This window comes from uncultured Sulfitobacter sp., assembly GCF_947500075.1.
Taxonomy (GTDB): Bacteria; Pseudomonadota; Alphaproteobacteria; order Rhodobacterales; family Rhodobacteraceae; genus Sulfitobacter.
The window spans coordinates 1-14,886 of the sequence record NZ_CANMQS010000013.1 but is presented as its reverse complement, the minus strand read 5'-3'; the positions used below and the strand labels follow the sequence as shown (position 1 = coordinate 14,886).

Here is a 14,886-nt window from a genome sequence, read left to right as displayed (position 1 = left end):
CTTGGTGTTGCATGGCGCAAACCGGTTAACTGTGAGGCAGGCTCGAAAAGGCGCGTGTCGCCGCCTGGGGCGACAGGCGCGCCCGAATACCTTTCGGCACCCTGCCGCCCCGGACGGCAGACCAGATGGCCCCTGCATGCCGGTAGTGACCTTTGAGCAGCAATTGCCCCGCCTTGGCCAGCGCATAGGCGCGGGCGTAAGGCAGCCAGCGGGGAGCATGACGGCGCATGAAACGCATGCGGCTGCGGTACATGAAATAGACAGCAAAAGGGGAGCCGATCCTGGCGCTGGTCGCCGATCCGATGGCCGTGCCGGTGTGGTGAAAGACCTCTGCCTTTGGGCAGAGGGCCAGTGGCATATCGCCCCGGCGCAGCGCCCAGTCCACTTCTTCGTAATAGAGGAAATAATCCTCCGGAAGCGGGCCCGCACGATCATAAAAGGCACGGGAAGCGACCATGTTGGCGCCAGATACAAAGTCAAGATGGCCCGGATCAGGACGCGGCGTGCGGGCGTGGCTACAGCCGCGGTTCACGTTGCTGGTCACGCCGCTGCGGCGGTTGACCACGCCACCGTCACTTTGCAGCTGATCCGGGTCATGGATGTAGCGCACCCGCCCCCCCATCAGGGAAAACGCACCACCAGGGGGCTGATAGGTGGCAAAATGTGCAGGCGTTTGCGGCGGGACGATGCAATCGGGGTTCAGCACCCAGAACCGGTCCAGCCCGGGGATCTGATGAAGGGCTGCCAGACCGATGTTCACCCCGGCGGCAAAACCGCCGTTCACCCCGGCCTCCAGCAGCGTCACGGTGGCGTGCTCTGACGTGTCGGGCACCCGGTCGTGCAAGGGGAGGGCCTCTTTGCGGTGGGGCACCGGGAAGGGCAGATCAGGGGTCTGTCGGGCACCCGCCTGTCCGGCGGCCCAGGTTCTGATCAGATCAGCGGATCCATCGGTGGAGGCGTTATCGACAACGACAATGTGCAACACGACATCAGGGGCTGCGAGCAGGCTGTCGAGACAGTCCAGGATCACATCTGTCGCATTGAAGCTTACGATAACAACGCCAAGGGCGGGAAAAGACATGAAACCTACTACAACCGCCGATACCGGAACTGCCAATGGTTTATTGAAAGCGGGCTGGAAAAAGTCAATCGCCCGACCCGCCGCCGCGCCTATTGCGGGAAAAGCGCCTGTGCAAGCGCGGTCGTCTCCGAAGAAAGCGGCGCGGCAAAGACCGCTGCGTTGGCGGCCAGATGTGCAGATGACATCATCGAGCACAGGGTCACGCCGCCAGGGTTGCGCAGGCGCGCGGCCATCAGTCTCAGGGCGGCGGGGGACGGGGCACCTGCGGCCGCATGAAGGGCCTGCAGATCGGAGGAGGCGGCGATGCGCTGTGTGATGTCTTCGGGGGAGGTGTTCAGACCGAAGACCGAATGGGTGATCACTCCCATGCCCGCCTGTGCTGCGCGGCTGACCAATGCGGGGGTGGCCACCTGCAAGGCACATTGCACGACATCCACGCACCGGGCCTGCGCGAGGGCGGCCTCGGCAGCGGTGCCATCTGATGCCACGGCAATCGCGCGCACCTTGCCGCTGGTGCGCAGGTCTTCGAGCGTGCGCAGCAGCGCTTCATCCGCCAGCGCCTCCGGGGTGGCATTGTGCAGCGCATAGAGGTCCACGTGGTCCGTTCCCAACCGCCTCAGGCTGCGTTCCAGACTGTCGCGGAGCACCTCAGGGGTGAGCGGCAGGGGGCGGTTGCTGGTGATCCCGCTTTTGCGGATGCGACCACGTAAAGGGGCGATGTTGCGCACGACCTGCCGGGCAACCGGCAACACGGCGCGTTTCCATAGAGGCTGAGGAGGGGGGGCAAGGCCAACCTTGGTGCAGATCTGCACCCTGTCGCGCTGACCCCTGATCGCTGCTGCAAAGATCTCCTCTGCCTGCCCGGCGCCGTAAGCCGGGGCAAGGTCGAACCACGTAATCCCCTGCGCCAGCGCCTGCGCGACCAGACGCTGGCCTGCGCGCGCGCCCACACGGCTGCCAAGGGAAGCGGCTCCAAATCCAAGGGCTGAAACCTCTGCATCAAGACCGGCAAGGATGTGTCTATCCATGGGGTGTCTCCTGTCCGCTCAACGCGCCGGTCTGCTGCAGATGCGCCACCGTGCGCAGGGCAAGTTGCACGGCCGCCAGCGTTGGATTGGCCTGCGAAGAACTGGGCAGCACCGCAGTGGAGGCGATATGCAGGTTGCGCAGGTCAAAGCACGTGCCCCAGCGGTCCACGACACCATCGCTTGCGTCATGCCCCATGCGCGCCGTGCCGATCTGGTGATTGCCGTGTTTGGCTTCCTCGAAGATCCCCCTGGCAGGCACTTCCGGCCCGTAGCGATAGCTGAGCCGCCCCAGCCCCCGCCGCTTCAGCCAGTCCTCCAGGGCCTCATGGGCGCGCAGGATGGGAGCGGCATCGTCTTGCGTGAACCTGAAATCCACCCGTGCGTGTGGCAGCCCGGTGCGGTCGCGGCGGGTGGGATCAAGCGTGATCCGGCTCGTCGCATTTGGCAGATGTTCGGCGTGAAACTCCAACCCGTAGCGTTGTGCGGGATTGCGCAGAAAGAACCCCGGCACCCGTGTGCGCGCGCCATAGCGCTGCCAGATGAACGCAGGTACGAAGCCAAGCGTGCCCACAGGATCGGTGAGCAGATTGCGCAGGTGCGGCAGGCGGCGGTATGGCGGCGGGCCGATGTGCTTGAGCCGGATGGCTTGCGCAATCAGGCGCGGGCCCAGCCAGGGCATCGACAGCCCCAGAAAGACAGCCGACAGCGGACCCGAGCGGTGCCGCGCATCCGAGATTTCCGGCACCACCGGCCAAAAGGCTACGTTGCTGAGCTGGTGATCCTGTTGGGTCTGCTCGCTGGGGGTGATCCGGCGGCGGATATAGCTGCCTGCGGCGTCTGTGTAATAGCAAAAGGCGTCCTGAAGAGCGGCATCCTCAAAGGTGATGTCCGCAATCTGGCCGTTCACGTGGCCCATGTAGAACCGCCCCAGCGGCCCCTGCGCGCCCCCAAACAATGCCGGGTGATTGGCTTGCAACGCCAGCAGGAACCGGGTGGAAGCCACCCCGCCCGCGGCTAGGATCACCTGACCTACAGGCAGGGCGGCGGCGCGGCCTTCCGCTTCGGTCCAGACGTCCAGATGGGTGATCCGGTCCTTGGTATGTTTTGCGCTACAAACCGAACACCCCAAAGCGACGTAAAGGTCCCGGTCTGCGCGCAGCTGCGCCATGTGACGCCGCTCAATCCGGGGGTCTGCCGTCCAGCGTTCCAGCCGGTGGGCGGTGAAGGCCGTGTCGGCGTCCAGACGTGTGTTCAGCGGCGCAGGCAGCGGGTCTTCAAGCAGGGGCTCTCCGGCGCCCAGATAATCCAGTGCCGGGGCGAGGTAGGGGGCCAGATCCGCGGCTGTGACAGGCCAGTCTTCCGTACAGCCCGCCAGCCAGGGGCGTCCCCTGAAATCAATCGGATCAAACGGCACGCAGCGCCCGCCCCACAGATGCCCCGCACCGCCCAGCCTGCGTGATGTGGTCAGTGGGCCTGCATGATGGGTGTCGGGGGTGTCGATGGTGTCATCGGATTGGCTTTGTATCGCGGGGTCCCGGTCCATGCGTCCGCTTTCCAGCAGCAGCACCCGCGCCCCCGCCGCCCGTGCGGCCAGAGCGGAGACAAGACCCACAGGCCCGCCGCCAATGATGGTCAGATCCACATCCAGCGCCTGCAGCTCCGCCAGCCGGGGGCGGTCAAGCAACATCCGGCATGATCCCGTCAACCGCGGCCTGCAGATGCGCGCCATAGCGTTCCGCGATGGTGTGGCGGCGCAGGATGTTGAGATGCCCGGCGGCCTGGGCCTCCGCCAGTCGGGCCTTGAAGGCGCTCTCTTCGCGACACAGCCGCAGCAGCGCTTCGGCCATGGCGCCGGGGTTTGAGGGATCAACCCCAAGCGTCACCGTGCCTTCAGCAAACAAGCCGTCAATCGCCCGCCCCTTGGAATGCAGGCACGGCGTGCCCGCCAGCAGCGCTTCGGCATAGACCATGCCAAAACTTTCGCGGTGGGAGGGCAGGGCAAAGGCCGTGGCCCGGTTCATGAGCGTTTGCATCTCATCGCCTTTTCTTGCGCCCAACAGGCGCGCGTGTCCGGGTGCGATCTGGGCGCACATCTGCGAGATCTTGAAAAACGCCTCCGCATCGCCGCCGCCCAGGATATCCAGCCGCAGGTCCGGTAGCTCTCGGGCGGCCAGCGCCGTGGCTTCCAGCAGGGTCTTGATGTTCTTGTTGCCGTGATGGGCGAGGTTGAACGCGGTCTGGATCACCGGGGCCGCCTCCGCTGTCCGGGGCGTGGGGGTCAGAATTCTGTCAGCACGGGTCGGGCAGGGCAGCATCTGGACCGTTCCCTGACGTTTTCCGATCAGGGCCTCAACGGCTGTCTGTGCCACCGGGGCAAAGGGAAAGATGACGGCGGCCTCCTGCCAGATATCCCGGAAGGTGGCGCGTAGATCCCAGCGTGCGTTCAGGATGCGCGTGTCGGTGTTGGCCTGCACGCTCAGCGCCAGCGGCACGCCAAAATGCGCTGCCACCTGCGCACCCACCAGACCATCGATCGTGACCTTGTGGGCATGAACAAGATCGGGCTTCAGCCCGCGCGCCTGCGCATCGGCAATGATCCAGGTGGCGAGTTGGTTCATCGTACGCGCCAGCCGCAACCCTTTGGGTGGTGCGCCATAGACCATGGCCCGGTGATCCTTGCCTGCGGCATCGTCAAAGGCCAGCGCGGTGATGTCACCGCGCCAGTGCGCGCGTTTGAAACTGAAAACATTGTGGGTGAAGCGGTCTGCCGTCAGTTCCAGCAACAAAGAAGAAGCCTGCGTTTCGGGTGCGATGGGATCTGGATAGGCCGAGATACAATGTAGGATCGTCAACATGGGCTTGGTCCTGTGACACGCCGGGCAGGTGATTTTCTGTTTACGCTGCTCTGCCTGGAAAGGGCAATGGAGAGGCATGGCCGACAGTGTGAGCGATTGTTGCAACCCAGTAGAAATGTCACTGGTTTTGCAAAGCAGGAATGTCACCACAGGGTGCGGCGGGAGCAAAGCCAAACAGGGCGGAGACCTCAGAACCTCTGAGAAATACAGTTGCTAGTCGCGCAGCACGTCCGCTGCGTTACTGGAGAACGGCCATTTCTTCCCATCAAGTATGGTGCGCTTCCGAACATTTGAAATGTCGCCCCATCCGACCCCGGTACCTGATACTTTCAGAAGGAGCTCTGGTACGAAGATATACCTCTCCCGATCTCGTTTTGTTTTGCCGTCTGGTAAAGTGAGGGTCCCCTCGCGAGAGATTTGCACGGCGGTGTAAGAGCATCGGCCAATGCTGAAATCTTCTGCTGTTTCGATCCGGTATTCTGCCGAGATGTGCCACTTACGGTCAGGCGTTTGAGGGTTATACCGAATGCTCTCGAATGAATGTGTTGATCCGGCCTTAAACTCGAGAATCTCAGTTAAGTCGGTCTGTGGTTCTTCGTATTGAATGACTTCGCCTTTACGCCAATGTTTGTATGTGAAAAGGCCCGAATAGCTGACGGTGGTTCCATCCGGGAAAATGCCATTCACGTAGTTTACGCCGATGTATGGTCCTTCAAGACGTCGATATCTTTGGTCGAGTTCTCCTTGGCGGGCAGGGTCAGTGAAGACAATACCATCATTCAAATCAGCTGTTACAGGGCATCCGAGGAGGTTCGCGATCTGACTCTTTGCAGGGTTTGCGCAGCATATCAGCGCGATAAGGAATATCGTTAACTTCAACCTCTTTCCCCAAAGTCTGTAAATCTACTCCAACTTTGCAATGTCTAATCATTTCGCCGCGTGCGCAATCTTTCATTCTCCTTGCTTTTCAGAAAGATAGGGGAAATGTCGCAACCCAGTTTAGAATGTGCCGGGCTGTGAGCGATACCACCAGTAATGCGGATTATGATAAATATGAACTCACATGTCTTTCGCTCTGGATGTCATGTTCTGCCAAGGCGTTCACCCCGCGTCTTCCCACCCACACTGCACCGCATAAACCTTCGGTGAGACACTTGTATCCCCCGCCAGAGCCCGCCGTTTCGACAGCCCCCGCCAAGCCCGGAACCGGTAGCGCAGCAACCCGAACCCCCGTTTGGTCACCCACAAAACAGGCGTCCGCAGCGGCAGCACCGCCTGCCATTTGCGCCGCACAAACGCATAGCTCTCGGTGAAATCCGCGCCTAAAGCCGCTTTGAAATCATCGTTGTGCACCACCGGCATCGCGGCCACATAGGCGCCCTTGCCCGCCGCCCAGGCCATCTGCACCAGATCGGTGCCATAGAGGTGATACCGCGGCAGCGCGGGATCGAACCGCAGGCCGGAGGCGCGGCGCAGCACGATCACCAGCTCATCCACGCTTTGCACCGCACGGGGTGCGCTGACCCGTTCGCCCACCCGGCGGCTGATGCCGGTGGACCAGACATCACCGATATGCGCGTCCGTCTCCGCACACATGCCAAAAGGCGCCAGCACCGCCCAATCGGGGTCGATCCGCTCCACATCCGCGATGGCGCGGGCCAGATGCACATGCCAGCCGGGGGGGAAATAGACGTCCTGATGGGCCAGCACCACGATGCCCGCCGTCGTGGCATCCAGACCGGCATTGTAGCCGATGGAGGCCGAAGCCGCCCCACGCTCGATATGCAGCGGCACGCCCTGGCGGGTCAGCAGGTCAGAGGTCTCAAGGTTGTGCGCAAGGCTCGCATCATCATTTACAAGGGCGATCACGCACAGATCGGCCAGCACATCATCAGGGTCGCGCACATCGCTCTTTCTTAGCTGCGGTCCAGACTGCTGTCGGACAGAGCCCAGCGGTAGCCGGGAGCCCCCATGATAGCGGCGATCTGGGATTTGATCCAGCCTTTGAGGGGTGAGGGATGGCGCCGGGCGGCCTGCCACAACAGCGCGCGGGCAGCGCGCGGATCACGGCCATGCAGGGCCTGCGCCAGACGGAATTCCGCCCCGGACAGAGCGCGGTCGGCCAGTTTCTGTTGTCCCGAAGGCAACCTGCGCGCCGCCAATGCCGCCAGGCCCCGCACGTGCATCTGCCGGGCATAGACCGCGTTCTTGCGGTGCAGGCTGGTGATGGCCTCTGCGTCGCCGGGCAGCCTGCGGATCTCGGCCAGTGTATGGCCGGTCACTGCGAAAGGTCCCTCCAGCGCCAGCTGGCAAAAGAACGCGGTGTCCGACAGCATCCGCATGCCCGCATCAAAGCCTTCCAGCCGGGCAAAGACGTCCCGCCGGACAGCCGCCCCTTGCAGGGTCATGCCGGAGATCACCAGCGGCAGCGGGTCTGCGATGCGTTCCGCATGGTCTTGCGGGAAAGTCCGGTTCTTGATGGCGAACAACTGCTCAACATAGCCGTCCCCGGTATAGGTCACATCACCCAGATGCGCGACGGTGTCACCGGGTGCATGGGTCAGATCGCGCACCACGGTGGCCAGATGGTCCCGCGTCCAGAGATCATCGGAATCCTGAAACGTCAGCCAGCCCCCCCGCGCCGCCGCAGCCCCTGCATTGCGCGCAGCAGCCACACCGGCATTGGCCTGACGGATCAGCCGGACATGCGCACGATAGGGCGCAAGGGCAGCCTCCAGATCATCGGTGGAGCCGTCATCGACCACGATGATCTCCTCCGCCGGTCGGGTTTGCGCCAGCAGGGAGGTGAGAGCGGCCCCGATGCTATGGGCGCGGTTGTAGACGGGCAGGATGATGGAAAAGCTCAGATCATCCCAGCGCTGAACCGGTCCGCCCCGCGCCAGATCGGGATGGGCAATGGGCTCATGCAACATGGCGCGGCGCCTCCATCAGGGGCTGCCGGGTCAGATTGTCCAGAAAGGCCAGCGCCTGCGGGCAAAGCTGCGCCTCGACCGCTGTGCGTTCTGCCCCCGTCAGCGCACTGCGCCATTTGGAGCGTGCCGGATGGATCGGTGCGGCCAGCGCATCGGCTTTCCAGGGTTCTGACGGGGTGGCGATCCGGGTCCGGGCGGCGGACACGGGGCTTTGGGGCACGCCAATGGTCCGGGCAATATGGTCAAGGGCGGTCCGGGGATTTTCCGTGAACTGCTGGTAGGACATGAAGATCTGGCGGCGCGCGCCCACCATCGCGGCAGAAGCACGGGTGGCGGCGTTCCATTTGTCCACGGCCCGCTCAATCCGGTCATAGATCACGCCCCAGGGATCACCGTAGCGCTGTGCAGCATCCCAGATGGAGGCAACCGTATCACGCGGATCGCGGATGATGTGGATCATCCAGGCCTCCGGCACCAGACGGTGGATGTCAGCTGCGTAATGGGTGTGGGTCGGTGATTTCTCCAGCCAGCCGATGTGCCCGCCGGCCACCGCCGCCCGGTCCAGCCCGGCCACAAATTGCGCCGTGCGCTGCTGCACCCGCGTCCATTTGCGCGCCCGTGGCAGGGTGATGCCTTCAAGGTGGACATGTTCCCGCCCGGTGCTGCGCCCGAGTTTTTCACGCACACCGGAGGTGAACTTGCGTACAGGGGGCCGGGGCCGTGCGGTCTGGGGAAAGAGCCGCTCTTCCGCGTTGCCCAGCAGGTTGGAGAAAAACCGCGTCTCCGGCAGGGTATAGAGGTTCAGCCTCTCCGCCAGCCTGCGCTGCACCACGGTGGTCCCCCCGCGTGAGCATCCCATCACGAAAATCCGGGTGTCCGTCCCTTGCACCATAACGCGCATTCCCTTGCCAAGTTGTCTGGAGGGTGTTTCAAGCGCCACAGGCGGCGCGGTCCCCTCTCTGTCCGGGGTCAGCAAAGGCGCTTATGGTTAATAAAGTGTTCACAACCCGGCGGGTAATGAGGAAAACACCCTGATGAGCGACCCGTCAGACACGCCCAGACCCATGTCTTCGTTCCGCCGCCGTGTGAGCGGCAATTTCGGCATCCGCATCGCCGGGCTTGGCTTGCAGTTTCTGGGCTCTGTTGTGATCGCGCGGCTGTTGGGGGTGGAGGCTTTTGGCGTCTATACCTACGCTTTCACCTGCGTGGTGATCACAGGCATTCTGATGAGCCTGGGGATGGAACAGCTGTCGGTGCGCGAACTGCCGCGTTTCGTGGTGCGTGGGCAGACCGGGTTGCTGCGCGGGTTTCTGACGCTGCAATTCGGGTTGATCCTGACCCTGTGCGCGATTGTGGCGGCGGTGCTGTTCTGGCTGGAAGGCAGCGGGCGGCTGGTCCTGCCGATTGCCGCAGGCTGGCTGGTGGCGGGCATCGCGGTACATGCGCTGATCCTGAACGTCTCGGCCCTGCTGGCAGGGTTTCAACGGGTGGTGCAATCGCAGCTGATGGAGACCTTGCTGCGGCAGGTGGTGTTTCTGAGTGTTCTGGGTCTGGCGATCTATCTGGGGTTTGAGCTGGGGGCGCGGGAGGTGTTCGGCCTGTCGGTGATGGTCGGCATGGCGGTGCTGATGTGCATGATCCTGTTGGCGCGGCGGGCGCTGGCGGCGTTGCCTGCCGGGGATGCCGGTCAAGGCGGCAGACAGTTCACACCAAAGTTGTGGCTGACGGCGTCTTTGCCTTTGCTGGTGATGACTTTCGCAAGCCAGATGCAGACCAATCTGGATGTGCTGATGATCGGGGTGCTGGCGGAGGCGGCGGATGTGGGGCGGTACCGGGCTGCCTCACGGGGGGCGGATCTGATGCTGATTGCCAATAGTGTGGCGATGCAGGTGCTGGGGCCGATGCTGTCGCGCACGCTCGCCGGAGAAGATCAAGACGCTGCACATGTCGAAGGGCAACGGCTGATCACGCAAGGCGCACAGCTTGCGGCCCTGTTGGGGGGCGGCATCTGTGTCGTGCTGGGCTTGGGGGCCAGCCTTTACATGGGTCTTTTTGGGGCTGATTTTCTGCCTGCCGCGCCGGTGTTGCGGGTGCTGGTGGTCGCACAGATGCTTGGTATCCTATGCGGGCCTGTGGTGGTTATTCTCATCACACTGGGCCATGAGCGGTTGGTGCTGATGGTCTCCCTTGCCGCCTTGGTGGTAAATCTGACCCTGAACCTGACCCTGATCCCGATCTACGGCATGATGGGAGCCGCCTGCGCCACCTTTATTGCCGTCCTCTTTTTCAAGGGGGTGTTGATGATCTGCGTGCTGCGGGTGAGCGGGTTCGATCCGACGCTGCGGGCGATGTGGCGGGGTGCGGCGGTGCCGCGCGTGCAGTGACAGAACGTCCTGTCGGCTGAGACGGTGTCTTGGCCCCTTTGGGATCTTCTTCAGCCTGCGGCGCGTCCGCCATCCAGACCCCAGCCCCCAGCATGAACATGAAAAACACGAACGTCGCATTCCACAGGTGCACGGTAATGATCGCAACGCCCAGCCCGATCAGCGAAAACACCAATGCCCGCCGATGGACCTGAACGGATGTCTGTGACGGCTTGCTGCGGATGAGGGCGGTCATCACAGCAAGATAGGCCCCTGTAATCAGCGCAAAGCCGGGAATGCCATGGCGCATGGCCATCACCAGCCAGAAATTGTCGACGCTGGAACTGTACATGAAATCGGGGCGGAACCAGTCCCCCAGCCCGATGCCAAATATTGGATTGGCCCAGACATTCTGGACCCCGAAGGTAAAGATCAGCACGCGCCAATAGGCTGTACTGACATCAAATGTCAGATAGCTGATGAAAACCTCAAACGGTGTGCGGTTGGACAGGACATCGACAAAAACATACGCAAACAGAACCAACCCTGACAAAATATACCAGCGCTTCGTCAGTTTGCGGGTCATGAATGCCCAGCCGATCAACATGAACTGGATGATCAGCCCCAGATACGCCCCCATCGAAAGCGCAAAGAACGTCGCAATAGGGACCGGCAACGCCACGATAAACGCTTTGACAGCCGACATGCGCAGCCGCAGGGAAAAGTAGATCGGTGAAAACAAAAACGCTGTGAAACATCCAAAGAGGATCGGGTGTTCAAAGCCTGCCTGCGCCCGGATCAGATCCCACCTGACGTTGCTGCCATAAGGGAACGTCACGAACAGCGGATCGAACAGGGCCCGCAGCACACGGATACCGGTAAAAGATTCAATCGCCGCAATGGGGGCAAGCACCGCCGCGATCCAATACAGGGTGCGGATCAGTTTTGCATATTGCGCCTCGGTGCGGATGAAACAGCGCGCCATCAGATAGGGCCCCAACATTTCAATGCCCGTGATGCCTGCATTTTCGATAAAGGGCGCGCCGCCATAGATGATAAGGCTGAGGGCAAACCAAAGGCTGCTGAAGATGACCAGAATATCTGCCGTCCGGATACGTCCTGCAGAGCCGGTAAGCCACAGGACCACCAAGGGCACGATGCTCAAAACCAGGATCAAACGGTTGGGGCTGAGCCGCAAGGGCCCCAGGTTCACGATCACCGGGATGATCAGGCTCCACATCAAAAGCGGTACAAGCCAGTTGAGGGATTTCTCTTCTGCATTGATCACAGCGCGGCGCGCAGGTGGCTGTGCAACCGGCTTCTCCCGTTCTTCAGGAGGCGGCGTGACAGCGGGCTGTGTGACCTCTTTAGGGGGAAACCGGGTATACTTGGGCATGATGCCTTTCCGCGACGTTTGTTTTGCTATGCCACATTCTGCACCCGCATTCTATGACAAGCGATGAGACACAGACAGCTGGGACGCCTTGCCATTATCATTGGAAAATGCGGTTAATCCGGGGTGGTTTCGCGACCTTTTGCTGGAAGGAAGACAAGATGCACAGGTTCGGATGGCAGCGTTTTATCACCGTCATGAAAAGGATGAGTGTCACACTGCTGTGCCTGTTGCCCGCACAGGCACTTTGGGCGGATATCCATCAGGTTGCCCCCCCCGGTGCCACAGCCCGCGACGGGGTATGGCCCTCGCTGGGGGCGCTGTTGCAGGCAGGGGCTGTGTCCGCAGGTGACGAGATTGCCCTGCAGGCTGGGAACCATGGCAAGATCACAATCAAAGGTGTGCGGTTTAACCGTGCCGTGACGATCCGGCCTGCGACGGGCGCACAGGCACGGATCACAGGTCTGGTGGTGGATCGCAGCGAAAACCTGATCTTTGACGGGCTACAGGTCTGGCCAGATCAACCTCCCCCCGCAGAGACAGGCCATATGATCCTTGCCACGGGCAGCACGCAAGGCATCACGTTTCGCAATCTGGATGTCCGTGGGCGGGAGAATGCGCAAACCTATCCAGGCTGGTCTCGTGGCACCTGGCTCAAGGCGCGCAGGGCCGGCATCCTGTTGCGTGGGACACAAAGTGCCGTGCTGAGCAGTACCTTCACAGGGCTGGGCGGCGGGATCGGCGTGACAGGCAAAGGGGCGCGGATTGAGGGCAATGTGATCCGGGGCTTCAGCCAGGACGGGATCAACGTGACGACAGACAATGTGGTTGTGCGGGGCAACCGGATCGAGGATTGCATCAAGCTTGACGATCACCACGACGACGGCATTCAGGCCTGGTCGGTGGGTGCGGATGGCCGCCCCGGCACCGGCACACTGAAAAACCTGACCATCGAGAACAACATCATCCTTGAATGGCGCGGCCGCACGGCCCCGGCTTTGGTCTGTGATCTGCAAGGGATCGGGCTGTTTGACGGGATGTTTGAGGGGCTGCGCATCACCAATAATCTGGTGATGGTATCGGCCTATCACGGCATATCGGTCTATGGCGGGATCAACAGCACCATCACCAACAACACCGTGCTGCACCGCGATGAAGCCGGGGTGGACCGCCCCTGGATCGGGGTGTTCAGCCATGGCGACGGGCGGCCCTCCCGCCGGATGGTCGTGGCCAACAACATTGCGCCCAAATACAATCTCACCAAGGAAACCCAGTCCCTCACCAACCGCCAGAACCTGGTCGAACGCTACCCCGCCAGACGGCTTGAAGCCCCTTACGCGGGGGATTTCACCCCCAAGGCCGATGGCGGGCTGGTGGATGCCGCCGCCCCGACCCATGCGCCGGCGCGGGATCTTTTTGGCCATCTGCGCGGGGCCAAACCCGATCTGGGCGCGGTGGAGCGGCCCTGAAACGCACACCCGATCACCGTTCTTTCGCACCGCAACAGGCAACAGACCCCAAAGCTGGCGTATAACCCGCCGCTCTGATCCGACAGGCCTGAGATTTCACCCATGGCCCCGGATCATTTGAGCCAAAGGGATGCGCCATGATCGGGATCGGGATGTCTATGAACCACCAGCAGCGGGGCGGGACCGGGGAGACCCCACCGCCGCCACCGACATCCCATGTCTTCGTCGTGGCCGGGCAATCCAACAGTGTCGGCCGGGCGGCGGATGATGGCGGGGATTTTCCGGCAGGCGTGATGGAATGGCGCAGTGATGACACCTGGGGGGCGATTGGATCGCGCCTGTCCCATGGGGTGGCGGAGCCCGAGGCCATCGCGCGGCCCGCTACAGGCGCCAACTTCGGCTTTGCGCGCGCCTTTGCCGCCAGCTATCTGGCCGAAAACCCCGGCGTGACCCTGCGCCTGATTGGTGCCGGCCGGGGCGGCACCGGCTTTGAGGATGATGAATGGAACCCCGGTGACGCGGTCTATGCGCAGGCTGTCGCGCGGGTGAACGCGGCCCTTGCCGCGGCGCCGGCGGGATCGGTGCTCAAAGGCATCCTGTGGCATCAGGGGGAGGCAGACGCCAAGACCCCTGCCGCACGGGCAGGTTATGCCAGCGCGCTGAGCAGTTTTGTCACCGCGTTTCGCAGCGACATCACCTGGGCCACGGCGGATACGCCCATCGTGCTGGGCGGGCATTTCCTGAACGTCACCGGGACCTATGACACCAGCGCCATCCAGAACGCGGTGCAGGCGATGCCCAACACCCATGCCTTTACCGGCTATGCCGACCCTTCCAGCCCGGTGGAGGCGACGCTGTCGGACGGGCTGCATCTGGATGCGGCATCGGCCACGCGGTTCGGGGCGCAGTATCATGCGGGGTTCAAGGCGGCGGAGGCCAACACCAGCCTTTCACAGGGTGGCGTGATCACCACAGGTGCGCTGGCGCGCCATGATCTGCCGGCGAGCCTGACGGCCCAGGTCAGCACTGTCGCCCTTGGTACCCCTGCGGCAGACCGGCAGATCGTGCTGGCGCTGGTGGTGCGGGGCAACTTCGGCCCGCAGCCCCTGTCGGTGCAGGTGGGCGGTGTGGACATGATGCGCATGGGCTTTCCCAGCTTTGGCAACAGCATGTGCGGGCTGACCCTGTTCACCGGATCTGTGCCGGACGGGACCACCGGGGATGTGGATGTGCGTTTTGACAGCATTCCGCGCAGCGGGCAGTTGGGCTTTGTCGCCCTGCCCGTCTATGGCGCGCGCGCAGGGCTGGCCACCCCCGCAGGCTTTGCCCGCAGGCTGGAGACCGGCACAGGTCACACCGCTTTGAACCTGGATGTGGATGCGGCAGCGGGTGATCTGGTCTTTGCGGCTTCGGGCAGCCTGTCGGGCCCTGCGACCAGCGCCAGCTTTGATCTGGACACCACCAGCACCGCGCCGATTGCCGCAGGTAACATGGCCATCCACGCCGGCTGGTCGGTGCAGCCCGCAGGGCCCGCGGTGACGCGCGCCATCACGTGCAGCTACGCCGCCCCTGTGCAGGTGCCCAGCCTGCATGCGCTGGTCATGCGCCCGGCGTAAGGCCGCCAAACCCCTGATTTAAGGCCAATTTATAAGCGGATTTTAGCCACCTGTCCGCAAATTGCCACAGTTCGACCAAATCAGAACCACGAAGAAAAGGCACTGAGAAGGCTTGTAAACTCACTCCTCTGACCGCCTGCCCCCGTGC

The 14,886-nt window shown here is 62.7% G+C and carries 12 protein-coding genes; 3 read left to right on the top strand and 9 right to left on the bottom strand.

What is annotated here, in order from left to right; genetic code table 11:
• Positions 1-25: 25 nt before the first annotated feature.
• The 8 genes from Q1A91_RS22705 to Q1A91_RS22670 form a co-directional block, all read right to left on the bottom strand.
• A complete protein-coding gene (locus Q1A91_RS22705) occupies positions 26-1,081 on the bottom strand; it encodes a glycosyltransferase family 2 protein (RefSeq protein ID WP_299882955.1) in 1,056 nt (351 codons plus the stop codon).
• 89 nt (positions 1,082-1,170) lie between these two features.
• Complete coding sequence (locus Q1A91_RS22700) at positions 1,171-2,109, bottom strand: aldo/keto reductase (protein ID WP_299882953.1); 939 nt, start codon at positions 2,107-2,109, stop codon at positions 1,171-1,173.
• Positions 2,102-3,796, bottom strand: coding sequence for a GMC oxidoreductase (locus tag Q1A91_RS22695; RefSeq protein ID WP_299882951.1), 1,695 nt, complete (start codon positions 3,794-3,796; stop codon positions 2,102-2,104). The genes Q1A91_RS22700 and Q1A91_RS22695 overlap by 8 nt, the downstream gene beginning before the upstream one ends.
• On the bottom strand, positions 3,786-4,964 hold the full coding sequence (locus Q1A91_RS22690) for a glycosyltransferase (RefSeq protein ID WP_299882949.1): 1,179 nt from the start codon (positions 4,962-4,964) through the stop codon (positions 3,786-3,788). Before Q1A91_RS22690 ends, Q1A91_RS22695 begins: the two co-directional genes overlap by 11 nt.
• A 213-nt stretch (positions 4,965-5,177) precedes the next feature.
• Positions 5,178-5,747, bottom strand: a complete 570-nt coding sequence (locus tag Q1A91_RS22685; RefSeq protein WP_299882947.1) for a hypothetical protein — start codon at positions 5,745-5,747, stop codon at positions 5,178-5,180.
• A 318-nt stretch (positions 5,748-6,065) separates the two neighbouring features.
• Positions 6,066-6,869 carry a hypothetical protein gene (locus Q1A91_RS22680; protein ID WP_299882945.1) on the bottom strand — a complete coding sequence of 268 codons (804 nt, stop codon included), beginning with the start codon at positions 6,867-6,869 and terminating at the stop codon, positions 6,066-6,068.
• Positions 6,870-6,880: 11 nt separating this feature from the next.
• Positions 6,881-7,897, bottom strand: a complete 1,017-nt coding sequence (locus Q1A91_RS22675) for a glycosyltransferase family A protein (RefSeq protein WP_299882943.1) — start codon at positions 7,895-7,897, stop codon at positions 6,881-6,883.
• Positions 7,887-8,798, bottom strand: coding sequence for a sulfotransferase (locus tag Q1A91_RS22670; protein WP_299882941.1), 912 nt, complete (start codon positions 8,796-8,798; stop codon positions 7,887-7,889). The genes Q1A91_RS22675 and Q1A91_RS22670 overlap by 11 nt, the downstream gene beginning before the upstream one ends.
• A 133-nt stretch (positions 8,799-8,931) precedes the next feature.
• On the opposite strand from Q1A91_RS22670, the gene Q1A91_RS22665 reads away from it, so the two are divergent.
• Positions 8,932-10,281, top strand: a complete 1,350-nt coding sequence (locus Q1A91_RS22665) for an oligosaccharide flippase family protein (RefSeq protein WP_299882939.1) — start codon at positions 8,932-8,934, stop codon at positions 10,279-10,281.
• Here the strand turns inward: Q1A91_RS22665 and Q1A91_RS22660 are convergent.
• Positions 10,184-11,656 (bottom strand): O-antigen ligase family protein, encoded by a 1,473-nt coding sequence (locus Q1A91_RS22660; RefSeq protein ID WP_299882937.1) that lies wholly within the window; start codon positions 11,654-11,656, stop codon positions 10,184-10,186. The genes Q1A91_RS22665 and Q1A91_RS22660 overlap by 98 nt on opposite strands.
• Before the next feature lie 203 nt (positions 11,657-11,859).
• On the opposite strand from Q1A91_RS22660, the gene Q1A91_RS22655 reads away from it, so the two are divergent.
• Complete coding sequence (locus Q1A91_RS22655; protein WP_299882935.1) at positions 11,860-13,122, top strand: right-handed parallel beta-helix repeat-containing protein; 1,263 nt, start codon at positions 11,860-11,862, stop codon at positions 13,120-13,122.
• A 152-nt stretch (positions 13,123-13,274) separates the two neighbouring features.
• A complete protein-coding gene (locus Q1A91_RS22650; RefSeq protein ID WP_299882933.1) occupies positions 13,275-14,738 on the top strand; it encodes a sialate O-acetylesterase in 1,464 nt (487 codons plus the stop codon).
• Positions 14,739-14,886 lie beyond the last annotated feature (148 nt).